Genomic DNA, 24,409 nt, shown 5'->3' with positions numbered 1-24,409 from the left:
CGGGCCTCAGCCGGCCTGGTCCGCCGCCATCCGCTCCACCAGGCTCCTGGGGCGCATGTCCGTCCAGTGCGTCTCGATGTGGTCCAGGCACTCCTGGCGGGGGGCCGGGCCGTGCGCGACGGTCCAGCCGGCCGGCACGTCCACGAAGTCGGGCCACAGGCTGTACTGGCCCTCGTCGTTGACGAGCACGGAGTAGGTGCCTTCGGGGTTCTCGAACGGGTTGGTGCTCACAGGTTTCCTCCAACTCACATCGCGTACGACGCACATTGCGTACAACTCACATCGCGTACAAGGATTTTGGCCTAGTCGCGGCCGGCCGCGCGGGCGGCCAGGGCCTTCAGTGCGCGGAACCAGCCCTCCGCCAGGTCGCGGACCGCCTCCTCGTCCAGGACCGCCCCGGGCCAGGACCAGTGGGCGGCCAGGACCGGGCCGTCGGCGCGGTCCTCGGTGACCACGTCGATGCCGAGCGCGTGGCCCTCCCGCATCTGCGGCTCGGCGCCGATGTCCGAGACCTCCTCCTCGGGGGCGTACGACCAGTCCATGTCCTCGGGGATGCCGAAGCGGCCGAGGTAGTTGAACTCGATCGGCGGTGCCCCGAAGCCCGCGAGGACCGGTGCGGTGCGGGGGTTGAGGTGACGGAGCATGCCGTAGCCGGTGCCGTTCGCGGGCAGCGAGGCGAGGTGCCGCCGGGTCCGGTCGAGCGCCTCCTCGACGGCCGGGCCGCCCGCCAGCGCCGCGTCCAGGTCGACGGGGCCGGGATCCAGGAGGACGGGGAAGACGCTGGTGAACCAGCCGACCGTACGGGACAGGTCGACGTCCCCCGCGACCTCCTCGTCGCGGCCGTGGCCTTCGAGGTCGACCAGGACCGGTCCCCCGGGGCCGCTGTCGTGGCGCCGCCGCCAGTCGGCCACCGCGAGGGCGAGGCCGGTGAGCAGGACGTCGTTGACGTTCGCGCCGAAGGCGGACGGCACCGCGGACAGCAGCGGGCCCGTGTGCTCGGCGGGCAGCCGCAGCTCCAGCCGCCGTACGGTCCCTGCCGTGTCGCGGTCCGGGTCGAGCGGGCTCTTCAGCGGCAGGGGCGCCGCGCCTTCCAGCACGCTCGTCCAGAAGGGCAGTTCGGCCTCCCGGGCCGGGTCCTGGGCCAGTTCCACCAGCTTGCGCGCCCAGGTGCGGAAGGACGTGTCGGCGGGCGGGAGCTGCGCGGGGCGTCCCGCCCGGACGGCCCGCCAGGCGGTCTCCAGGTCGGGCAGCAGCACGCGCCAGGACACGCCGTCGGTCACCAGGTGGTGGGCCATCAGGAGCAGCCTGCCGGGCTCGGCGCCCGCGTCGAACCAGACGGCCCGCACCATGACCCCGGCCTCGGGGTCGAGCGCGGCGCGGGCGGCGTGGGCGCCGTCCGCGACGGCCGCCCGCAGTCCCTCGGCGTCCAGCCCGATGACGTCGACCCGTTCGATCCAGGTGCCGGGGTCGACCGCGTCCGCGGCCGGCACCTCGATGCTCCAGTCGTCCGCGTCGGTACGGACCAGCGTGGCGCGCAGCATGGCGTGCCGTTCCGCGAGGGCGCGCAGCACGGCCGTGAGGCCGGGCCGGTCCAGTGCGGCGGGCGTCCGCACCAGGGCCGCCTGGTGGTAGCCCTTGAAGGGGCCGCCCAGTTCGCGCAGCCAGTGCATGACCGGGGTGAGCGGCACGGTGCCGGTTCCCTCGTCGGCGGGGCGCGCGCCGGCGGTCCCGGTGGCGGTCGCCACCTCGGCGAGCCCGGCGGCCGTGCGGTGCCGCAGCACCAGGCGCGGGGTGATCCGCACGTCCGCCGCGCGGGCCCTGCTGACGAGCTGCATCGCCATGATGCTGTCGCCGCCGAGGGTGAAGAAGTCGTCGTCGACGCCGACCTCGTCCAGTCCCAGGACGTCGGCGAACACCGCGCAGAGGGTCCGCTCCAGCGCGCTGCCGGGCGCCCGGCCGGTGGAGAGCGCGGAGAAGTCCGGGGCGGGCAGGGCGGCCCGGTCCAGTTTGCCGTTGGCCAGCTGCGGCAGCCGGTCCAGCAGGACCACGGCGGCCGGGACCATGTGGTCGGGCAGGTGCCCGCCGATGTGCGCGCGCAGGCGTCCCGGGTCCGGCAGGACCCCGGGGACGGGGACCGCGTACGCCACGAGGAGCTTCCTGGGGCCCTCCTGGCGTACCGTCACCAGCGCCTGCGCCACGTCCGCGTGGGCGGCGAGCACGGACTCGATCTCGCCGGGTTCGATGCGGAAGCCGCGGATCTTGACCTGGTCGTCGGCGCGGCCCAGGTAGTCCAGGTACCCGTCGGCCGTCCAGCGGGCGAGGTCGCCGGTCCGGTAGAGGCGGGAGCCGGGCTTCCCGAACGGGTCGGCGACGAAGCGCTCGGCGGTCAGGGCCGGGCGGCCCAGGTAGCCGCGGGCGAGCCCGCCGCCGGCCAGGTACAGTTCGCCCGTCACACCGGGCGGTACGGGCTGCAGCCGGTCGTCGAGGACGTACGCGCGGGTGCCCGCGACGGGGCGGCCGACGAGCGGCCGGTCGCTGTCGCGCACCCGGGCCACCAGCGCGTCGACGGTGGACTCGGTGGGCCCGTACAGGTTGAACGCCTCGGTCCCGGTCAGCCGCGCCAGCCGCTCCCACAGGGCGGACGGTACGGCCTCGCCGCCGACGCCGACCACCGCGAGGGGGCTGCCGCCGTCCTCGCGGACCAGGCCCGTCCCGGCCATCTGCGCGAAGAACGACGGGGTGACCTCCAGGAAGTCGAAGCCGTGCGCGACGACGGCCGCCGCGAGCAGCTCCGGGTCGCGGCGCGTCTCGTCGGAGACGACGTGGACGCAGTGCCCGTCGAGCAGCCACAGCTGCGGCTGCCAGGAGGCGTCGAAGGAGAACGCCCAGGCGTGTCCGGCGCGCAGGTGCCGCCGTCCGGTGAGGGCCTTGGCGGGCGCGTACAGCGTCTCGCGGTGGCTGTGGAAGAGGTGGCCGACGCTCTCGTGGGTGACGACGACGCCCTTGGGGCGGCCGGTGGAGCCCGAGGTGTAGATGACGTACGCCGGGTGGCGCGGGGTCAGGGGCGCGGTGCGGTCCGCGTCGGTGAGGTCGGTCGCCGCCTGGGCGGCGAGCAGTTCCAGCGTCGCGGGGGCGTCCAGTTCCAGCGGCGGCGGTCCACCGGCGGGCAGCACGGACGCGAGCTCCCGGGTGGTGAGCACCAGGACGGGGCGGGCGTCGTCCAGCGTGTCCTGGATGTGCCCGGCCGGTGCGCCGGGGTCCAGCGGCAGGTAGGCGGCGCCCGCCTTGTGCACCGCGAGGATCGCCAGCAGGGTGCGGGCGGTGCGGGGCAGGGCCAGCGCCACGATCCGCTCGGGGCCCGCGCCGCGCGCGACGAGCAGCCGGGCGAGCCGGTTCGCCCCGGCGTCGAGCTGCGCGTACGTCAGCTCCAGGCCGTCGGACGCGACGGCCGGGGCGTCCGGTGAGAGCGCGGCCTGCCGTGCGAAGAGGGCGGGCACGGTGGTCGGTGCGGCGAGCGGCGGCCGGCCGTTCCACTCGGTGAGGAGGCGCCGGCGTTCCGCGTCGCCGAGGATGTCGATCCGGCCGATCGGGGTCCCCGGGGCGGCGACCACGGCCCGCAGCAGCCGTACGAGCCGTGCGGCGATCGCCTCGGCGGTGGCACGGTCGAACAGGTCGGCGCTGTACTCCAGCACGCCGTCGACCCCGTCCCCGCCGGCGCGTTCCACGAAGTCGAAGGAGAGGTCGAACTTGGCGCCGGTCGCGCCGACGTCCTCCCGCCGGGCGTCGAGGCCCGCCAGGACGTCCCCGTCGCCGCCCGCGGCCAGGTACACGACCATGACCTGGAAGAGCGGGTGCCGGGACAGCGAGCGGGCCGGGTTGAGGACGTCCACCACCCGTTCGAAGGGCACGTCCTGGTGGTCGAAGGCGGCCAGGTCGGTCTCCCGCACCCGGGCGAGGAGGTCGCGGAACGCCGGGTCGCCGGAGGTGTCGGTGCGCAGCACCAGGGTGTTGAGGAAGAACCCGACCAGGTCCTCCAGCACCTCCTCGGTGCGTCCGGCGATGGGGCTGCCGAGCGGGATGTCGGTGCCCGCGCCCAGCCGGGTCAGCAGGGCCGCCACGGCCGCCTGGACGACCATGAACACACTGACGCCGCCCGAGCGGGCCAGTTCGCGCAGCCCCGCCGCCAGTTCCGCGTCCAGGGGCATGTCGACGGCGCCGCCGCGGTGGCTCGCCTCCGGTGGGCGCGGCCGGTCGGCGGGCAGCGCGAGCTCTTCGGGCAGCCCGTGCAGCGTCTGCTTCCAGAAGGCCAGTTGGCGGGCGGCGAGGCTCCGCGGGTCCTTCTCGTCGCCGAGCACCGCACGCTGCCACAGGCCGTAGTCGGCGTACTGGACGGGCAGCGGTGCCCGGTCCGGCGCGCGGCCCGCCGCACGCGCCGTGTACGCCTCCGTGAGGTCCCGGGTGAGCGGCCGGTCGGACCACTCGTCGCCCGCGATGTGGTGGAGCAGGAGCAGCAGGACGTGGGTACCGTCGCCGATGCGGAAAAGATGGACCCGCAGCGGCGGTTCGCGGTCCAGCGCGAAGCCGTACCCGGCGGCCTCCGCGAGCCGCCCGGCCAGTTCCTCCTCGTCGGCGACGGCGGTGGTGCGCACCGGGACGTGCGCCTCTTCCGGCGTCAGGATCCGCTGGTACGCGCGCCCGTCGTCCTCGTCCTCCGGGAAGACGGTGCGCAGCGGTTCGTGGCGGGCCACCAGGTCGCCGACCGCGAGTTGCAGCGCGTCGGCGTCGAGCGGCCCGGTGAGCCGCCAGGCGAGCGGGATGTTGTACGTGGAACTGGCGCCCTCGACCCGGTACAGCACCCACAGCCGCTGCTGGGCGAAGGAGAGCGGCAGGCGCTCGGGCCGGTCCGCGGGCGCGAGGACGGGCGGCGTACCGCCGGCGTGCCCGGTGCCCGCGCCGAGGCGTTCGGCGAGCCGGGCGGCCGTGGGCGCCTCGAAGAGCGTCCGCAGGGACACCTCGGCGCGCAGCGCGGTCCGCACGCGGGCGGCCAGCCGCATGGCGACCAGGGAGTGGCCGCCGAGGGCGAAGAAGTCGTCGTGGACGCCGACCCGTTCGAGGCCGAGGACCTCGGCGAACAGGCCGCACAGGATCTCCTCGCGCGGATCGCGCGGCAGGGTGCCGGTGGTCTCCGCGGCGAAGTCGGGTGCCGGCAGCGCCCTGCGGTCGAGCTTGCCGCTGGGGGTCAGCGGCAGGGCGTCGAGGGCCGTGAAGGCCGCCGGGACCATGTGCTCGGGCAGTTCGGCCGCGGTGTGGCGGCGCAGTTCCGCACTGTCGGTGGCACGCTCGGCGGCCGGGACGACGTACGCCACGAGCTGCTGGCCGTGCGCGGTCACGACGGCCCGGGCGACGGTGCCGTGCCGCGCCAGTACGGCCTCGACCTCGCCGGGCTCGACCCGGAAGCCGCGGATCTTGACCTGGTCGTCGGTGCGGCCCAGGTACTCGACCTCGCCGCCGGACGTCCAGCGGGCGAGGTCGCCCGTGCGGTACATGCGCCCGCCCGGCCCTCCGTACGGGTCGGCGACGAACCGCCCGGCGGTCAGGCCCGGCCGGTCGAGGTAGCCGCGGGCCAGCTGCGCGCCCGCGAGGTAGAGCTCTCCGGCGACGCCCGGGGGCACCGGCCGCAGCGCGGCGTCCAGGACGTACAGGCGGGTGTTCCACACCGGCCGGCCGATGGTCACCGGCGCGGCGCCGGGGTGCACCCGGCCGGCGGTGACGTCGACGGACGCCTCGGTGGGCCCGTACAGGTTGTGCAGTTCGACGGGGGCGAGCGTGCGGTGGAAGCGCTCGGCGAGCGGCGCGGGCAGGGCCTCGCCGCTGCACAGCACGCGGCGCAGGCCCGTGCACCCGGCGGCGGCCGGTTCCTCCAGGAACAGCTGGAGCATCGAGGGCACGAAGTGCGCGGTGGTGACGGCCTCCCGGCGGATCAGCTCGGCGAGGTAGCGGGGGTCCCTGTGGCCGTCCGGTGCGGCGACCACCAGGGCCGCCCCGGTGATCAGCGGCCAGAAGAACTCCCACACGGACACGTCGAAGCCGGCGGGCGTCTTCTGCAGCACCCGGTCCCCGGCGTCCAGGCCGTACGCGTCCTGCATCCACAGCAGGCGGTTGACGATGCCCGCGTGCGGGACGACCACGCCCTTGGGGCGGCCCGTGGAGCCGGAGGTGTAGATGACGTACGCCGGGCTCGACGGGTCGTAGGAGCCGGGCAGTTCGCCGTACCCGCCCTCCGGGAGGGCGTCGCGGACCACGTGCAGCGGGCGGGTGTCCTCCAGCACGAACGCGAGGCGTTCCGCGGGGAGACCGGTGTCCAGCGGGAGGTAGGCGCCGCCCGCGCGGTGCACCGCGAGCAGGGCCACCACGAGGTCGGCCGAGCGCGGCAGGGCCACGGCCACCGTCGTCTCCGGGCCCACGCCCGCCCCGGCCAGCACCCGTGCGGTGTGCTCGACGCGGGCGTCCAGCTCCGCGTAGGTCAGGCGTTCCTCCCCGAAGACCAGGGCCGGGGCGCCGGGCGTACGGGCCGCCTGGGCGCGGAACAGCTCGGGAAGGGTCGTCGCGTCCGTGGGGTGGGACGTGTCGTTCCAGTCCGTGAGCACGAGAGCGCGCTCGGAGGCGTCGAGGACGTCCAGTTCCCGCACGGGCCGGTCCGGCGCGGCGGTCACCTGTTCCAGGAGCCGGAGCATGCGGCGGGTGAGGCGTCGCGCCGTCGGCTCGTCGCACCGGTCGGCCGCGTACTCCAGGAGCAGGGCCAGCCGGTCCGCCCCGTCCGCGGACGTCTCGTCCACGAAGGTGAAGTGCAGGTCGAACTTGGCCTGCCCGGTGTCCATGTCGAACCACTCGGTGGGCAGGCCGAGCACGTCGGGGTCGCCGTCCGGCCGGTGGTGGTGGCCGATCATGACCTGGAAGAGCGGGTTGCGGCCGGCCGTCCGCACCGGGTTGAGGGCCTCCACCACCCGGTCGAAGGGCAGGTCCTGGTGCGCGAACGCCTCCAGGGCCGTCTCCCGCACCCGGGCCAGCAGTTCACGGAAGGTGGGCCCGCCGGTCAGGTCGGTGCGCAGGACGAGGGTGTTGACGAAGAAGCCGACCAGGTCGTCGAGCGCGTCGTCCGTGCGGCCCGCGACGGGCGCCCCGAGCGGGATGTCGTCGCCCGCGCCGAGCCGGTGCAGCAGGGCCGCGGTGGCCGCCTGGAACAGCATGAACATGCTGGTGCCGGTGGCGGCGGACAGGTCGCGCAGAGCCCGGCCGGTGGCGGCGGGCAGGTCGAGGCGCACCCTGCCGCCCCGTCCGGTCGGCGCGTCCGGGCGGGGGCGGTCGAGGGGCAGCACGAGCTCCTCCGGGAGATCGCGCAGCGCCTCGCTCCAGTACGCGAGCTGCCGCTCGCCGACCTGGTCGAGCAGGCGGTCCTGCCAAAGGGTGTGGTCGGCGTACTGGACCGGCAGGGGGGTCAGGTCCGGTTCCGCGCCCGTCGCCCGTGCCGCGTACGCGCGGTCCAGGTCGGCCAGGAACGGCCGGTCGGACCACTCGTCGGTGGTGATGTGGTGCAGCACGACGGCCACCACGTGGTCGGCCGGGCCGATCCTGAACACCTCGCAGCGCATCGGGAGTTCGCGGGCCAGGTCGAAGGGGCGGCGCTGCGCCGACCCGACGAGTCCGGCCAGCTCGTCCTCGGCGCAGTCCGTCACGGTGAGGGCGGGCGCGGCCTGCGCGGCGGGCAGGATGTGCTGGTACGGCTCTCCGTCGTGCTCGGGGAACACCGTGCGCAGCGCCTCGTGCCGCCCCGCCACGTCGTGCAGGGCGGTGCGCAGCGCGTCGAGGTCGAGTGCGCCGCGCAGCCGGAAGACCAGCGGGAAGTTGTACGCGACCCCGCTGCCGGTGATCCGCTCGACCAGCCACAGACGGCGCTGGGCCGGTGAGAGCGGGATGCGGGCGGGCCGTTCGGCGGGGGTGACGGCGGGCCGGGCGGGGCGTCCGGTGCCGGCCCGCGCGGCGAGCAGTTCCGGTGTCGGCGCCTCGAAGAGGTCGCGGATCGCCAGCTCGGCGCCCAGCTCGGTGCGGGCGCGGCTGATCAGGCGGGTGGCGAGCAGGGAGTGGCCGCCCAGGTCGAAGAACCCGTCCTCCGCGCCGACCTCGGGCAGGCCGAGGACCTCGGCGAAGAGCCGGCAGAGCACCTCTTCCCGCGGGGTGCGCGGTCCGCGGCCGGTGCCGAGCGCGACGGCCGGTTCGGCGTCGGGCAGGGCGCGCACGTCGAGCTTGCCGTTGTCGTTCATGGGCAGCCGGTCGAGGGTGACGAACGCGGCCGGGACCATGTAGTCGGGCAGGTGCTGCTTGAGGTCGTCGCGCAGCCGCCGCACCAGGCTGTTCGCGCCGCGGGCGGCGGTGGGCTCGTTGGCGTAGGGCGCCTCGCCGCCCCCGGGGAGGTACAGCCCCGCGGTGCGGCCGGGGACGCCGCCGGAGCCGGTCGCGTCGCCCGAGCCGGTCGCGGCGACGAACACGGCGTCGTACGTGCCGGGTTCGCGGGACCAGGTCGTCAGGACCCGGCGGCCGAGCGGGGCGGCGAGGTCGTGCAGGGTCTCGGGGTCCACTCCCCCGGCGGTGCCGACGCGGGCGTCCGGGACGGCGGTGAACCGCAGCGGGGTGACCGCGCGGACGAGGTCCGCCACGTCGTGCCCGCCGGTCCAGTCGACCGACGGGATCCGCTCCAGGACGAGGTCCGGGTCACCGGTGTACAGGACGGCGTCGTAGCGGTGGCGGGTCAGTTCGTTGTGGTGGCGTCCCCGTTTGGTGCGCAGGTCGACGCGGTGGCCGAGGGTGGTGAAGTAATCCGGGTCGACCAGGAGTTCCTTCTCCAGGCGCAGTCCGCGCTCGACGGCGCGCTCCAGCGCCTCCCCCGTGACGCCCCTGGCCCGCTGGATCTCCCGCTGAAAGGTCCGCGCCAGGCGCAGGTTGCGTACGTCGCCGACGAACAGCGCGCCGCCGGGCGCCAGGAGTGACATCGCCCCCCGGATCACCGTCGTCAGGTAGTCGGCGCTCGGGAAGTACTGGATGACGGAGTTGATGACGACCGTGTCGAAGAAGCCGTCGGCGGGCAGGCCGGTCAGGTCGTCGGCGGGCTGGGCGCGCAGGGTGACGCGCGCGGCCAGCTCCGGGTCCCGCGCCAGCTCCTCGCCGATCTTGCGGATGACGGGCGCGGCGAAGTCGGTGGCCCAGTACGCCTCGGCCTCCGGGGCCAGCTTCGACAGCAGCAGGCCGGAGCCGACGCCGATCTCCAGGACGCGGCGCGGGCGCAGTGAGCGGATCCGCTCGACGGTGGCCTCGCGCCACTCCCGCATCTCCTCGAAGGGGATGGGCCGCCCGTCGTACGAGGAGTCCCAGCCGGCGTAGTCCTCGGTGAAGACGGCGGTGCTGATCTCCTCGTACTCGTCGGAGTAGATCTCCTGCCACTCGCCGACCTGCTCGCGTTCGGCGCCGTCGCGGTCGTCGCCGGTGAGGGGGGCCGGGACGACGTAGCCGACGAGCCGTTCGTCGCGGACGACGACGGCGGCGTGCGCGACCTGCGGGTGGCGGGAGAGGGCGGCCCCGATCTCGCCGAGCTCCACGCGGTAGCCGCGGATCTTGACCTGGTCGTCGGTGCGGCCGAGGAAGTCGAGGTTGCCGTCGGGACGCCGGCGCACGAGGTCCCCGGTGCGGTACATGCGCTCGCCGGGTTCGCCGAAGGGGTCGGCGACGAACCGCTCGGCGGTCAGGGCCGGCCGGTCGAGGTAGCCGCGGGCCAGGCCGATGCCCGCGATGTACAGCTCGCCGGGCACGCCCTCGGGCACCGGGCGCAGCCAGGCGTCCAGGATGTGGGCGCGGGTTCCGCGGATCGGACGTCCGACGGTCGGGGTGGCGCTGTCGGGGGTGCCGCCGCCGAGGGTGTTGATGGTGTACTCGGTGGGCCCGTAGAGGTTGTAGCCGTAGGTGCCCTCGGTGTCGCGCAGCCGGTTCCACACCGTCTCGGGGACGGCCTCGCCGCCGAGCAGCACGAGCGGCGGCCGGTGGCCCTCCAGCAGGCCCTGCTCGATCAGCAGGTGCGCGTAGGTGGGCGTCACGTTGATCACGTCGACGCGGTGGGTCTCGCAGTACGCGACCAGGGCCTCGGCGTCGCGCCGCAGCTCCTCGTCGCAGATGTGCACCTCATGTCCTTCGACGAGCCACAGCAGCTCCTCCCAGGACATGTCGAAGGCGAACGACACCGTGTGGGCGATGCGCAGTGCCCGCCCGCCCGCCGAGGCGACGGCGGGCTCGAAGATCTCCCGCTGGTGGTTGAGCTGCATGTTGGTCAGGCCGCGGTAGGGCGTGACGACGCCCTTGGGCCGGCCGGTGGACCCGGAGGTGTAGATGACGTACGCCGGGTGCTCCAGGCTGAAGCGCCGCCGCTCCAGGTGGGCGGGGTACGCCGCGAGTTCGGCGACGACCGCCGGGTCGTCCAGCAGGGCGCGGGGCGTGTCGGCCGCCGCCAGCCGCTCGGAGACGGCGGAGTTGGACAGCAGCAGCGCGGGCCGGGCGTCCCGGAGCATCGCCACCAGGCGGTCGTCCGGGTAATCCAGCTCCAGGGGCAGGTACGCGGCGCCCGTGCGCAGCACGGCGAACAGCGCGACGACCATGTCGGGCGAGCGGGGCAGGCCGAGCGCGACGACCCGTTCGGGGGCGGCGCCGCGGTCGAGCAGCAGGCGGGCCGTGCGGTTGACGCGGGCGTCGAGTTCGGCGTACGTGAGGGTCTCGTCGCCGAAGACCAGGGCGGTGGTGTCCGGCGTGGCCGCGGCCCTGTCTGCCAGCAGGTCCGCGACGGTGTCCTCGGGTTCGGGCACCCGCCCCGCGGCCCGCTCGCGCTCCAGTTCCCGCCGCTCGGCCGGGAGCCGGGCGTCGACGCGGCCCACGGGGGTGTCGAGGTCGCGGGTGAGGCGGTCCAGGAGCAGCACGAACCGGTCGAGCAGGTCCTGGGCGCGCGGGCGCGCGACGACGTCGGCCCGGTGGGTCAGGGTGACCCGGACGGCGCGGCCCGGGGTGACGACGAGGTTGACGGGGTAGTGCGTGGCGTCGACGTTGGCGACGGCGGTGGCCCCGTGCCGTTCGCCCAGTTCGGCGAGCCGCTCCTCGGTGTCGCTGTTGCGCAGCACGAAGAGGGTGTCGAAGAGCCGCCGGTGCCCGGTCTCGGCCTGCAGCACACCGAGGCCCAGGTACTCGTACGGCATGACGGCCAGCCGCTCGTCCTGGACGCGGCGCAGCAGTGCGCGCACGGGTTCGGCCGGGTCGTAGGCGATGCGGGCGGGGACCGTGTTGAGGAACATGCCGATGACGTTCTCGATCTCCGGCACCTCGCTCGGCCGGCCCGCGACGGTCGTGCCGAAGACGACGTCGGTGCGCCCCGTCGCGCTCGCCAGGGTCAGGCCCCACGCGGCGTTGAGCACGGTGTTGAGGGTCAGTCCGTGCCGGCGGCCGAGGTCCCGCAGCCGGGTCCCCACCTCGTCCGGGACGACGGCGTCCAGGCTCTCCGGGATGTCCGGTTCCAGGCCCTGGTCGGCGGCGGCGAGCAGGGTGGGCTCGTCGAGCCCCGCGAGGGCGGTGCGCCAGGCGCCGGTGGCGACGGCCGTGTCCTGCGCCTCCAGCCAGGTCAGGTAGTCGCGGTACGAACCGGGCGCGGCGAGACCGGCCGGGTCGCCGCCGGACTCGTACAGGGCGAAGAGCTGGTCGAGGAAGAGCCAGGCGGACCAGCCGTCCCACAGGAGCAGGTGGCGTCCGACGATCAGGCGGTCGCCGCGTTCCGCGCCCAGGCGCACGAGGAGGATGCGGAAGAGCAGCGGGCGGGTCAGGTCGAAGCGGCGGGAGCGCTCGGCGTCCGTCAGCTCCCGCAGCCGTACGTCCTGTTCCCCGGCGGGCAGCCCGGACAGGTCGACCTCTTCGAGCGGGATCTCCGGGTCGCGGACGATGAACTGCACCGGCTGGCGCAGCCCTTCGCTGGTGAACCCGGCGCGCAGGCCCGGCGTACGCTCCAGCAGGACCCGCACGGCGGTGCGCAGGCGGTCCGTGTCGAGCGGGACGGCGAGGTCGAAGGACTCGTGGACGGTGTAGACGTCCAGGGTCCCGGCGTCGTACGTGGAGTGGAAGAACAGCCCTTCCTGGAGCGGGGCGAGGGGCCAGATGTCGTCCACCGGGCCGGGGCTGAGGCGGTGGACGCGCTCGGTCTCCTCGGCGGTGAGGGCGAACCCGGAGCGCGGGGCGCGCACCTCGGTGACCGGGGTGGCCGCGGCGGCCAGGGCCGCGGGGGTGCGGTGCTCGAAGACGTCACGGGGGTTCAGGTCCAGGCCGGCCCGGCGGGCGCGGCTGGAGACGCCGATGGAGGTGATGCTGTCGCCGCCGAGCATGAAGAAGTCGTCGTCGGCGCCGACCCCGTCGAGCTTCAGCACCCCGGCGAAGATCTCGGTGAGCACCCGCTCGCGCTCGTCGCGGGGCGCGCGCGCCCCGGCGCGCACCGCCTGCGGGGCGGGCAGGGCGGCCCGGTCGAGCTTGCCGCTGGGGGTCAGCGGGAGGGCGTCGAGGACGACGTAGGCACCGGGGACCATGGGGGCGGGCAGCGTCCCGTCCAGTGCGGCCCGGAGCCCGGCGGGCTCCGGGCGGGCGCCGCGCGCGGGGACCACGTACGCGACCAGGGCGCCGTCCGCGACGGTGACGGCGGCCTGCGCGACGGACGCCTGCCGGGTCAGCGCGGCCTCGATCTCGCCGGGTTCGATCCGGTTGCCGCGGATCTTGACCTGGCGGTCGGTGCGGCCGAGGTACTCGACGACCCCGTCGGCGCGGCGGCGTACCAGGTCGCCGGTGCGGTACATGCGCTCGCCGGGCCCGCCGTACGGGTCGGCGACGAACCGCCCGGCGGTCAGGCCGGGCCGGGCGTGGTAGCCGCGGGCGAGCTGGACGCCGGTCAGGTACAGCTCGCCGGGCACGCCCGCGGGGACCGGGCGCAGGCAGGGGTCCAGGACGCGCAGGCCGGTGTTCCACACCGGGCGGCCGATGGGCACGGTGGTGCCGGGCGCGCCGTCGTACGCGTGGTGGGTGACGTCCACGGCGGCCTCGGTGGGGCCGTACAGGTTGTGCAGCGGTACCCCGGTGAGCTCCAGCCAGCGGGCCGCCGCGGCGCCGGGCAGGGCCTCGCCGCTGCTGAAGACGTGCCGCAGGGAGGCGGCCCAGGCGGGGTCTGCGGTGATCTCCTGCGACCGCAGGAAGGCTTCGAGCATCGACGGCACGAAGTGCAGGGTGGTGACCCGCTGATCGCGGATCAGTCCGGCGAGATAGGCGGGGTCGCGGTGTCCGTCCGGGCGGGCGAGCACCACCGCGGCGCCCTCGCACAGCGCCCAGAAGAACTCCCACACGCTGACGTCGAAGCTGGCCGGGGTCTTCTGCAGCACCCGGTCGCCGGCGGTCAGTCCGTACGCGCCCTGCATCCAGGCGAGCCGGTTGACGACGGCGCGGTGGGTGACGACGACGCCCTTGGGCAGGCCGGTGGAGCCGGAGGTGTAGATCAGGTAGGCGGGGTCGTCGGGTCCGGCCGGGACGGGATCGGGGGCGGTTCCGGGCGGCTGCTCGGCCGGGCCGTCCACCAGCAGGGGGACGAGCCCCGGGACTTCGGGCAGTCGGGACGCGGTGCGGGCGGTGGTGACGACCGTCGCCGCCCCGGAGTCGGCGAGCATGTGGGCCACCCGGTCGGCCGGGTAGTCCACGTCGACCGGGAGGTAGGCGGCGCCGGACTTGAGCACGCCGAGCAGGGCGGTCATGAGGTCCGCGGAGCGCGGCACGGCGACCGCGACGACCGTGCCGGGACCGGCGCCCCGTGCCCGGACCCGCCGCGCCAGCTCCTCGGCGCGGGCGTCGAGTTCGGCGTACGTCAGGGTCCCGTCCTCGTGCACGACCGCGGTGGCGTGCGGGGTGCGGGCGGTCTGTGCCCCGAAGGCCGCGGCGAGGGTGGTCGCGGGCACCTCCCGCCGCTCACCGGCCGGGTGGGCGTGGGACAGCTCCGCGGGCGAGAGCAGCTCCAGGGCGGCGACCCGCTGCCCTGGGTCCGCGGCCAGGGCGTGCAGGATCCGGGTGAGGCGGTCCGCGACGCGGCGCACGGCGTCGGCGTCGAGCCGCCGGGCGTGGTGCTTGAGCCGCAGGTCGAGACGGCGGCCCGGCTTCACGATCAGGGCGAGCGGATAGTGGACGGTGTCGTGGAACTCGTGGCCCGTGACACGGATCCGGCCGGAGGGGTCGGCGAGGCCGGTGGCGGCCGGGTAGTTCTCGAAGACGACGAGGGTGTCGAACAGCTCGCCGCCGCCCGCGGGCCCGGCGACCCGCTGGATCTCGGCGAGACCGAGGTGCTGGTGGTCCAGCAGCGCGGCCTGCTCGTCCTGGAGCCGCCCGAGGAGACCGGCGAAGGTGTCCGCGGGCTTCCAGCGGAAGCGGGTGGGCAGGGTGTTGATGAACAGCCCGACCATGGACTCGATGCCCTCGACCTCGGCGTCCCGGCCGGAGACGGTGGTGCCGAACAGCACGTCCTGGCGGCCGGTCAGCCGCCCGAGCAGCAGACCCCAGGCGCTCTGGACCACCGTGCCCAGGGTCACGCCGAGTTCCCGGGCACGGGCCGACAGACGGGCCGTGACCTGCTCGGACAGCTCGACGCGGACCTGGGCGGGGGTGATCGGGCCGTCGTCGGCGGGCGCCTCGACGAGGCGGGTGGGCTCCTCGACCCCGGCGAGCGCCCCGCGCCAGGTCCCGCGTGCGGCGTCGCGGTCGGCGGTCGCGAGCGCACGCAGGTACGTGCGGTACGGGGTGACCTCGGGCAGCGGGGCGGGGCTCTCGCCGTAGCAGGCCAGCAGTTCGCGGTGCAGGACGGGGAGCGACCAGCCGTCGGCGACACCGTGGTGGAACGTGAGCAGGAGCCGGCCGCGGTCCGCGCCGAGCCGGACGAAGGCGCAGCGCAGCAGGGGCGGGCGGGCGAGGTCGAAGCGGTGGGCCCGCTCCTCTGCGGCGACCGCGTCGGCGGTGGGAGCCCCACCCCGGGGCCGGGTCAGGTCCACCTCGCGCCAGGGCAGTTCGAGCCCGTCGGCGATGATCTGCACGGGGCGCCCGTCGGGGAGCGGGCGGAAGCAGGCCCGCAGCGGGGCGTGCCGGTCCAGGACGCGCTGGGCGGCCCGGCGCAGTGCCCCGGCGTCGACCGGCCCGGACAGTTCGAGGGCCTGCTGGACCACATAGGCGTCGCGGCCCGCGCCGTCGACGAGCGAGTGGAAGTAGAAGCCCTCCTGGAGCGGGCTGAGCGGCAGCAGTTCCTGGACGGTGACCGGGTACTCGCTCTGCAGCGCGGCGAGTTCGGCCTCGGTGAGCCGTACGAGGGGGGTCCCGTCGCCGGTGGTCCCCCTTGCCGGAGGACCCGCGTCCGCGTCGGCGCGTACGTCCGCGGCCCCGGCGAGGGCCGCGACCGTCCGGTGCCGGAAGACGTCGCGGGAGCTGAGCCGCAGTCCGGCCCTGCGGGCGTGGACCAGCAGCCGGATGGCGGTGATGCTGTCGCCGCCGAGCGCGAAGAAGTCGTCGTCGATGGTCGCCGACCGCAGGCCGAGCACCTCGGCGTAGGCCGCGCACAGCACTTCCTCGCGGGCGTCGCGCGGCGGGCGGCCGGAGCTCAGGGCCCCGTAGTCGGGCACCGGGAGCGCGGCGCCGTCGAGTTTGCCGCTGGGAGTGACCGGGAGCCGGTCGAGGGGGACGACGGCGGAGGGGACCATGTACTCCGGAAGCTGTTCGGCCGCGTACGAACGCAGGGCCTTCATCAGGGAGTTCACGTCCCGGAAGGGCGCGGGGCGGTTGGCGTGGGGGACGGTGCCGGAGGGCCGGTACGGCAGGGCCGTCCCGGTCGCTCCGGCGGGGCCGAACACCACGTCGAGGCTGCCGTCGTCGGCACCCCCGTTCCAGGTGACGACCGCCTCCAGACCGTGCCGGGCGGCGAGGGCGTGCAGTTCCTCCGGGTCCGGCGCGTCGGCGGGGGACACGGCGCGGCTGCTGTCGTCGAGCGCGGACAGCGCGGCGAGGTCCTCGGCGAGGCGGACGTTGGGCAGACCGGTGACGCGGAGCGGGGTCGCACGCCCGGCGAGCAGGACGCCGAGTGCGTCCGGGCCGCGCCGGCCGTCCGCGGGGTCGCCGTCGCCGACCAGATCGGCCCAGGCGACCTCGTCGCCCTCGGCCGGTGCCGGTGCCGGTGCCGGTGCCGATGTGCGCTTGCGCAGCACCACGTCGTACCGGTAGCGCGTCAGCTCGTTGTGGTGGCCGCCCCGCTTGACGCGGATGTCGGCGTCGAAGCCGTCGAGCGCCGCGAAGTAGTCGGGGTCCAGGAGCAGTTCGCCCTCCCAGGCGAGCGACCGCTCCACGGCGGCCCGCAGTGCCTGCTTGTCCTCCGGGTCGGCCGCGCGGCGCGTCTCGACGGCGGCGCGCAGGCAGCGCAGCAGCCGGGCGTTGCGCACGTCGCCGACGAACAGCCGTCCCCCGGGGGCCAGCAGCCCGGCGGCGGCGCCGATGACGTCGGTGAGGTAGCCGGCGTCCGGGAAGTACTGGGCGACGGAGTTGAGGACGACCGTGTCGAAATGGGCGTGGGGAAGCCCTTCGGTGTCGTGGGCGGGCCGCGCGCTCAGGTGCACGCGCCCGGCCAGTTCCGGCACCGTGTCGACCTGGGCGCGCAGGGCCCGTACCGCCTCCTCGGAGAGGTCGGTGCCCCAGTACTCCTCGCAGCCGGGGGCGATCCGGGAGAGGAGCAGGCCGCTGCCGACGCCGATCTCCAGCACGCGGCGGGGCGCGAGGTCCGCGATACGGGCGAGGGTCGCCTCGCGCCACTCCCGCATCTGCGCCACGGGGATGGGCAGACCGTCGTACATGCTGTTCCAGCCGGCGAAGTTCTCCCTGAAGCCCCGGGAGCCCCGGGGGTCTTCGGAGCCGTCCTGCCCGCCTTCGGATCCCGCCGCCGAGTAGAGGAGTTCGTGCAGGTCCTTCCACTCCTGGACCTGTTCGCCGAAGTCCCGGTCCGCGTCCAGCGAGGGGACGACGTAGGCGGCGAGCCGGCGGTCGCCGGGGCGGTCCTCGCGCACCAGGACCGCGGCCTGCTCCACGGCCGGGTGGGCGCGCAGCACGGACTCGATCTCACCGGGCTCGATGCGGAAGCCGCGGATCTTCACCTGCGCGTCGGCGCGGCCGAGGAACTCCAGCCTGCCGTCGTCCTTCCAGCGCACCAGGTCGCCGGTGCGGTACAGCCGCTCGCCGGGTGCCCCGAACGGGTCGGCGACGAACCGCTCGGCCGTCAGGTCGGGCCGCCCCAGGTAGCCGCGGGCGAGTCCGGCGCCGCCGAGGTACAGCTCGCCCGGCACACCGGCCGGTACGGGCTGGAGCCGGGCGTCGAGCACATGGGCCCGGGTGCCGGGGTCGGGGACGCCGATGGGCACGATCGTGCCGGCGGGGGTGTCGGGGTCGCACAGGCCGAGCGTGGAGTTGGTGGTCGCCTCGGTGGGGCCGTACGCGTTGAACATCATCCGGCCGCGGGCGTACCGGCCGACCAGTTCGGGCGAGACCCGCTCGGTGCCGGCGAGCAGCGTGGCGGGCGGCAGTTCGACGTCCTCGGGCATCGCGGCGAGCAGGGCCGGCGGGAGGATCATGAAGGTGATGCCGTGGGCGTGCGCGTAGTCGGCGAGCGGCGCGCCGGGCACCCGCAGCTCGGCGGGGACGACGACGAGCCGGCCGCCGGAGAGCAGTCCGAGGCACAGGTCCCAGAACGCCACGTCGAAGCTCGGCGAGGCGAACTGCAGGACCCGGCTGTGCGGTCCGATCCCGAACCGCTCGGTCTGCGTGGCGACCAGCTTGGCGACGCCGGTGTGGGAGAGCACCACGCCCTTGGGGCGGCCCGTGGAGCCGGAGGTGTAGATGACGTAGGCGGCGTTGCCGACGGAGAGGGAGCCGAGGTCGGGCGCCGTCGACGGCCGCCGCGCCAGCTCGCGTACGGTGCCGGGCGCGTCCAGGACCACGACGTCCACGCCCTCGCACGGCGGGATGTCCCGCGCGGCCTCGGCGGTGGTGACCAGGCAGGCGGGCCGGGCGTCGGCCAGCATGTAGGAGACGCGGTCGGCCGGGTAGTCGGTGTCCACCGGCAGGTAGGCCGCGCCGGACTTCAGCACGGCGACCTCGGCGACGATCAGTTCGGCCGAGCGGGGCACCGCGAGGGCCACCACGCGTTCGGGTCCGGCGCCGCGCGCGGCGAGGGCGTGGGCCAGCCGGTTGGCGCGTGCGTCCAGCTCCGCGTAGGTCAGCCGGGTGTCCCCGAAGACCAGCGCGGTCTCGTCCGGCCGCCGCCGGACCTGCTCGGCGAACATCTGCGGCCAGGTGCGCGGGGGGACGTCGTGCTCGGTGTCGTTCCACTCCACCAGGACGCGGTGGCGTTCCGCGGCGTCCAGCAGGCCGAGTTCGCCGACGGGGGTGTGCGGCCGGGCGAGCGCGTCGGCCAGCAGGGTGGCGTAGTGGCCCGCCGCCCGGTGCGCGGTACCGGGCCGGAACAGGTCCCGGCGGTACGTCAGCCGTACCTCGCCGGCGCGGACTTCGAGCGCGAGGTCGAGCGTGCCGCCGGAAAACCCGTCGAGCAGGCCGCCGGACGGCCCGTCGAGCGGACGGCCGTCCGCGCCGCCGGCCGGTGCCCCGAACGCGGTGTTGAACAGCAGCCCGCCGCCCCGTGTGGGCTCCGGGCCCAACCGGGCGACCAGCGTGCCGATCTCGACCGGGTGGGCCGCGGCCTCCTCGCACGCCAGCGCCACCCGCCGCACCAGCTCGGCGAACCCGGTCCCGCCGTCCAGGGCCACCCGGAGCGGCAGCCCGCCGTACCCGACGGTGATGTCGTGGGCGCCGCCGTAGCGGTGCAGCAGGGCCACGAAGGCGGACAGGAGGGTGATCTCGTCGGCCGCCGCGTCCAGCGTGCGGCTGACGGTGTCCGACTCCCCGCCGGGCGCCGCCGGATAGGGGAAGTCGACGGGGAGCACCGCCTCCTGCGGGAGGGGGTCGAGCCGTCGGCGCCAGTACGCCGTCACGTCACCTTCGTCGAGACCGGACACACGCGTTTCGAAACCGGACACAGCTGACCGTGCCTCCAGGGTGTGCGGAACCGGCTCGGCCGGAGGATCGCAGGTCATACTAAGGTAAGGATTACCTAACCAAAAGAGCCCCGACTCTGCGGGTCACGTGATCCCCACTACGATTAAGGTCTGCCTAACCTAAGGGAGTTGGCCGTTGGAGACCGCAAGGTGACGGGCAAGAGGGTGCGCCCTGTCCTTCTCGTGACGCTGCTGGGTACCGTCCTGGCCGTCCTCTGCCTGCTGTCACTGGCGCTCGGCGCGGCCAGCGTCCCGCCGGACCAGGTGATCCGGGCCCTGCTCGGCGACCCGCCGAGCCGCTTCGTGGACAACGTCGTCTGGTCCGCGCGCATGCCCCGCACCGCGCTCGGGATCACGGCCGGCGCGGCCCTCGGGCTGGCCGGGGCGCTGATGCAGGCCCTGACCCGCAACCCGCTCGCCGACCCCGGGGTGCTGGGCGTCAGCGCCGGCGCCTCCTTCGCCATCGTGCTGGCCGTCGGGGTGCTCGGCATCAACTCGCTCTACGGGTACGTGTGGTTCGCGTTCGCCGGGGCGCTGATCGCCACGGTGGCCGTCTATCTGCTGGGCGGTCTCGGGCGGTCCGGGATGACCCCCGTGAAGCTGGCGCTCGCGGGCATCGCCGTCACCTCGATGCTGTGGTCGTTCACCCAGGCCATCGTGCTGACCGACGTGGACGCGCTCAACAAGTTCCGCTTCTGGTCCGCCGGTTCGCTCGCGGAGGCGGACGACGGCACGGTCTGGCGGGTGCTGCCCTTCCTGGTCCTCGGCGGGGCGCTGGCGCTGGCCTGCGCACCGGCGCTCAACAGCCTGGCTCTGGGCGACGACGTCGCGGCCTCGCTCGGCCGGCGCCTCGGTCTGGTCCGGCTGGCGGGCGTCGCCTCGATCACCCTGCTGACGGGGGCCGCGGTCGCGGTCATCGGCCCGGTCGTCTTCATCGGCCTGGTGGTGCCCCATGTGGCCCGCGTGCTGGCCCAGTCGGCGGGCATCGGCCCCGACCAGCGCTGGCTGCTGCCGCTGTCGGCGGTGCTGGCGCCCATCCTGCTGCTCGCCGCGGACGTCCTCGGCCGCCTCGTGGCACGGCCCACCGAGATCCAGGCGGGTGTACTGGTCGCCTTCGTCGGCGGCCCGTTCTTCATCGCCATGGTCCGCCGGCGCAACCTGGCGGAGGTGTGAGCGTGCCGAACCCGAGAACCGCCCCCGAGTCCCCCGCGGCCGGCACCCGTCCGGCGGGGTCCGCGCACTTCCGCGCCTACCGGCTGGCGCTGCCGCCCGTCTCCGGTGTCCTCCGGCCCCGGCTGGTGGGCCTGTCCGTGCTCCTCGCCGCGGGCACCTTCGTGGTGTTCTGCTGGGGCCTGACGACCGGCGACTACCCCATCGGCTTCACCGAGGCCGTACGCGCCCTGGTGGGCTCCGGCGACCCCGGCACCGTCCTCGTGGTCGAGGAACTGCGCCTGCCCCGGGCCCTGGTCGGGCTGCTCGCCGGGATCGCCTTCGGGGTCTCCGGCGCGCTGTTCCAGACCATGACGCGCAATCCGCTGGCGAGCCCGGACATGATCGGCCTCACCCAGGGCGCGGGCACCGCCGTCGTCGCGGGCATCGTGCTGGGCTGGGACGGCGGCCTGGGCACCCAGGCGCTCGGGCTGCTGGGCGCCCTGGTCACCGCCCTGACCGTCTACGCCCTGGCCTGGCGGCGCGGCACCACCGGGTACCGCATCATCCTGGTCGGCATCGGGGTGGCCTGGATCTGCACGAGCGCCACGGACTACCTCGTCGCCAGAGGTGGCCGCTTCCAGGCGCAGGCCGCGCTCGGCTGGCTGGTCGGCAACCTCAACGGCCGCACCTGGGGCCAGGTCGGACCGCTCGCCCTCGCGCTGGCCGTACTGCTGCCGGCGGCCCTGCTGCTCGGCCGCCTGCTGCGCACCCTCCAGCTCGGCGACGACGTGGCCACCGGCCTCGGTACCCGCGTCCAGCCCGTACGCCTGGCCATCCTGCTCACCGGTGTCGGCCTGATCGCCTTCGCCACCGCGTCCGCGGGGCCCGTGGCCTTCGTGGCGCTCGCCGCCCCGCAGATCGCGCAGCGGCTGGCGGGCACGGCCTGGCCGCCCACGGTCGCCTCGGGGCTGACCGGGGCACTGGTGGTCCTGGGCGGCGACCTCATCGCCCGTACGCTCGTCCCCGGCACGGAACTGCCGGTCGGCATCGTCACCGGTGTGCTCGGCGCACCGGTCCTGCTCTGGCTGCTCGTCCGCGCCAACCGCGCGGGTTCAGGAGGTTGATCCCATGTCGGCTGATCCCCTGTCGACCGGCCGCGCGCCGGACGGCTCCGTGTCCACCGCCCCCGCGCCGGCCTCCGGCCCCGTCCTCGATCCCGCCCCCCGCCCCGACCCCGATCTGCGGGCCCGCGGTCTGCGTCTCGCCTACGACAAGCGGGTGGTGGTCGACGGTCTGGACCTGGCGGTGCCGCCCGGGCGGATCACGGCCATCGTCGGCGCCAACGCGTGCGGCAAGTCCACCCTGCTGCGGGCGCTCGCCCGGCTGCTGGCGCCCGAGGAGGGCGCCGTCCACCTCGACGGCCGGGCCCTGCAGTCCATCCCGAGCAGGGAACTCGCCCAGCGCCTGGGCATCCTGCCGCAGAGCCCGGTCGCGCCCGAGGGGCTGACCGTCGTCGACCTGGTCAACCGCGGGCGTTCGCCGCACCAGACCTGGTGGCGGCAGTGGTCCAAGGCGGACGAGCGGGCCGTGCACCGGGCGCTGGCCGCCACCAACATGACGGACCTCGCCGACCGGCCCGTCGACGAGCTGTCCGGCGGCCAGCGGCAGCGCGCCTGGATCGCCATGGCGGTCGCCCAGGGCACGCCCGTCCTGCTGCTCGACGAGCCGACGACGTACCTCGACCTGGCCCACCAGATCGACGTCCTGGACCTGGTCACCGACCTCAACCGCCGGGAGAACCGCACGGTCGTGATGGTGCTCCACGACCTCAACCAGGCCTGCCGGTACGCCGATCACGTCGTCGCCATGAAGTCCGGCAGGATCGTCGCCGAGGGGAGCCCGGCCGAGGTCATCACCGCCGAGACCGTCGAGGACGTCTTCGACCTGGCCTGCCGGATCACGATGGACCCGGTCAGTCACACACCCCTGGTCATCCCGATGGGCCGCCACCACGGAGCCCCGGCCCTGGAACCGGCCGACTGAGGAGGCGCCCCCGAGGGGGCGACGCCCCCTCGGGGCGCGGGGAACTGCGCGACCAGCCCCCGCACTCCCGCAGACGAACCACGAGCGGCGTTCACCCGGCGGCATCAGGCACGACCGTCGTGCCGATCCCCGCATCGACCAGCCCGTCGAACAGCGCGTGCGGCGCACGCCCGTCCAGCACCCGGGCCACCCCCACCCCGCCCCTGACGGCCCGCAGGCACGCCTCCATCTTGGGCCCCATGCCGCCGTCCAGCCCCGGCAGCAGCCTCTCCAGCTCCCCCGCGCCGATCCGGTCCACGACCCGCCGGCTGCGGGGCCAGTCGGCGTACAGCCCGGGCACGTCGGTGAGGACGACCAGGATCCGCGTCCCCAGCGCGGCGGCGAGCGCGCCCGCCGCCGTGTCCGCGTTGACGTTGTAGACCTGCCCGTCCTCGCCCCGGCCGACGGAGGAGACCACCGGGACGTGGCCGCTGTCCAGCAGGAGGCGCACGACCGCGGTGTTGACCCGTGCCACGTCCCCGACCAGGCCGATGTCCACGCGCTCACCGGCCACTTCGGCGTACCGCTTGACCGCTGTGAGGGTGTGCCCGTCCTCGCCGCTGAGGCCGACCGCGTGCGGGCCGTGCTCGTTCAGCAGCCCGACCAGGTCCTTCTGGACCTGGCCGGACAGCACCATCCGTACGACCTCCATGGTCTCGGGGGTGGTGACCCGCAGCCCGCCGAGGAAGTCGGACCCGATCCCCAGCCGGGCCAGCTGGGCGGCGATCTGCGGGCCGCCGCCGTGCACCACGACCGGCCGGACACCCGCGCCCCGCAGGGCGAGGACGTCCTGCGCGAAGGCCCGCCGGAGCGCGTCGTCGGTCATGGCGTGACCGCCGTACTTGACGACGACCGTGTGCCCGCGCAGGGCCTCGATCGCCCCGGAACGCCCGCCGGGACCGACGGTCGGGGCACCGGAGCCGCCCGGCGCCCCGTCGGCGGGAGCCGTGTCGCTCACGGGCGCGCCGTGAGGTAGCCGCCCATCGTGCGGAAGTAGTCGGTCGCCGCGTGCTCCGCCCCGTCCTCGGTGCGTACGCGCTTGACGACCAGCCCGCGCAGCCGGCCGCTCCTGGCCTGCGCGCCCGCGACGACGACCACTCCGTCGCCCTCGCGGATGAAGATGCGTCCCGGGGTGCCGCCGTAGCAGCCCTGCGACACCGCGGACTCGACGATCCTGATCCGCTGTCCGCGGTGGTGGGTGAAGGCGTTCGGGTACGGGTCGCACTGGGCCCGTACGAGCCGCTCGATGTCCTCGGCCGGCCAGGTCCAGTCGATGCGGCTGTCCTCCAGGGACCGCTTGTGGAAGAAGCTCGCCCGGCTGCGGTCCTGCGGTATCCACCGGGCGCGGCCCGAGGCGATGAGGTCGAGCGACTCGTCGACGACCGGGCCGATCAGGTCGACCGTGCGGTGGAAGAGGTCGGTGACGGTGTCGGCCGCGCCGACCGGTACGGCCCGCTGCAACAGGACGTCGCCCGCGTCGAGTTCGGCGTTCATCCGGTGCGCGGTGACCCCGACCTCCCGCTCGCCGTTGATGAGCGCCCAGATCAGCGGGGAGAAGCCCGCGTACGCGGGGAGCAGCGAGTCATGGATGTTGAGCGTGCCGTGGGGCGGCAGGTCGAAGACCTCCGGGGGCAGCACGGTGCGCCAGTTGTTGGCGACGATCAGGTCCGGTTCCGCTTCCTTCAGTGCGGCGAGCAGCTCGGGGTCGTCGGGCCGGTTGCGCAGCAGTACCGGCACCCCGTGCTTCCCGGCCAGGTCGGCCACCGAGTCGTCCCAGATCTTCTCGTACGCATGGTCGCTCCTGGGGTGGGTCACGGCCAGGACCACCTCGTGGCCGGACTCCAGCAGAGCCCGGAGGGTGCGGTGCCCCCAGGTCTGATAACCGAACATGACGACCCGCATAGTCGATCCTCTCCTAGGACACCCCATTGCAAGGTAAGGCTAACCTT

7 protein-coding genes are annotated in these 24,409 nt (G+C 74.9%); 3 read left to right on the top strand and 4 right to left on the bottom strand.

Annotation, left to right across the window (positions count from 1 at the left end):
* Positions 1-6: 6 nt before the first annotated feature.
* Both KM933_RS08535 and KM933_RS08530 read right to left on the bottom strand, forming a co-directional pair.
* On the bottom strand, positions 7-231 hold the full coding sequence (locus KM933_RS08535) for an MbtH family protein (RefSeq protein ID WP_221349820.1): 225 nt from the start codon (positions 229-231) through the stop codon (positions 7-9).
* A 71-nt stretch (positions 232-302) separates the two neighbouring features.
* Positions 303-19,187, bottom strand: coding sequence for a non-ribosomal peptide synthetase (locus KM933_RS08530; protein WP_221349818.1), 18,885 nt, complete (start codon positions 19,185-19,187; stop codon positions 303-305).
* A gap of 168 nt (positions 19,188-19,355) precedes the next feature.
* Between KM933_RS08530 and KM933_RS08525 the strand changes: the two genes are divergently transcribed.
* From KM933_RS08525 to KM933_RS08515, 3 genes are read left to right on the top strand one after another with little or no spacing between them, the layout of a single operon-like run.
* Entirely contained in the window at positions 19,356-20,399 is a 1,044-nt protein-coding gene (locus KM933_RS08525; RefSeq protein ID WP_260333248.1) for a FecCD family ABC transporter permease, read from the top strand.
* Positions 20,396-21,502: a FecCD family ABC transporter permease gene (locus KM933_RS08520; protein WP_430727294.1), complete on the top strand. Its 1,107-nt coding sequence runs from the start codon at positions 20,396-20,398 to the stop codon at positions 21,500-21,502. Before KM933_RS08525 ends, KM933_RS08520 begins: the two co-directional genes overlap by 4 nt.
* Positions 21,503-21,506: 4 nt before the next feature.
* Complete coding sequence (locus tag KM933_RS08515) at positions 21,507-22,421, top strand: ABC transporter ATP-binding protein (protein WP_260333247.1); 915 nt, start codon at positions 21,507-21,509, stop codon at positions 22,419-22,421.
* Between the two features lie 91 nt (positions 22,422-22,512).
* Here the strand turns inward: KM933_RS08515 and argB are convergent, their stop codons facing one another.
* Entirely contained in the window at positions 22,513-23,418 is a 906-nt protein-coding gene (gene argB / locus KM933_RS08510) for an acetylglutamate kinase (protein WP_430727293.1), read from the bottom strand.
* Positions 23,415-24,362 (bottom strand): methionyl-tRNA formyltransferase, encoded by a 948-nt coding sequence (locus tag KM933_RS08505; protein ID WP_221349814.1) that lies wholly within the window; start codon positions 24,360-24,362, stop codon positions 23,415-23,417. The genes argB and KM933_RS08505 overlap by 4 nt, the downstream gene beginning before the upstream one ends.
* Between the last annotated feature and the right edge of the window lie 47 nt (positions 24,363-24,409).

The sequence above is a fragment of the Streptomyces beigongshangae genome, from assembly GCF_019710745.1.
GTDB lineage: Bacteria > Actinomycetota > Actinomycetes > Streptomycetales > Streptomycetaceae > Streptomyces > Streptomyces beigongshangae.
The sequence above is the reverse complement of the archived record's forward strand: the minus strand, read 5'-3'. Positions and strand labels throughout refer to the sequence as shown.

What these genes read in the sequence shown, in the direction of transcription:
- KM933_RS08515 (WP_260333247.1), top strand. Translation starts at nt 21,507, where the DNA reads ATGTCGGCTGATCCCCTGTCGACCGGCCGCGCGCCGGACGGCTCCGTG.
- KM933_RS08505 (WP_221349814.1), bottom strand. Translation starts at nt 24,362, where the DNA reads ATGCGGGTCGTCATGTTCGGTTATCAGACCTGGGGGCACCGCACCCTC.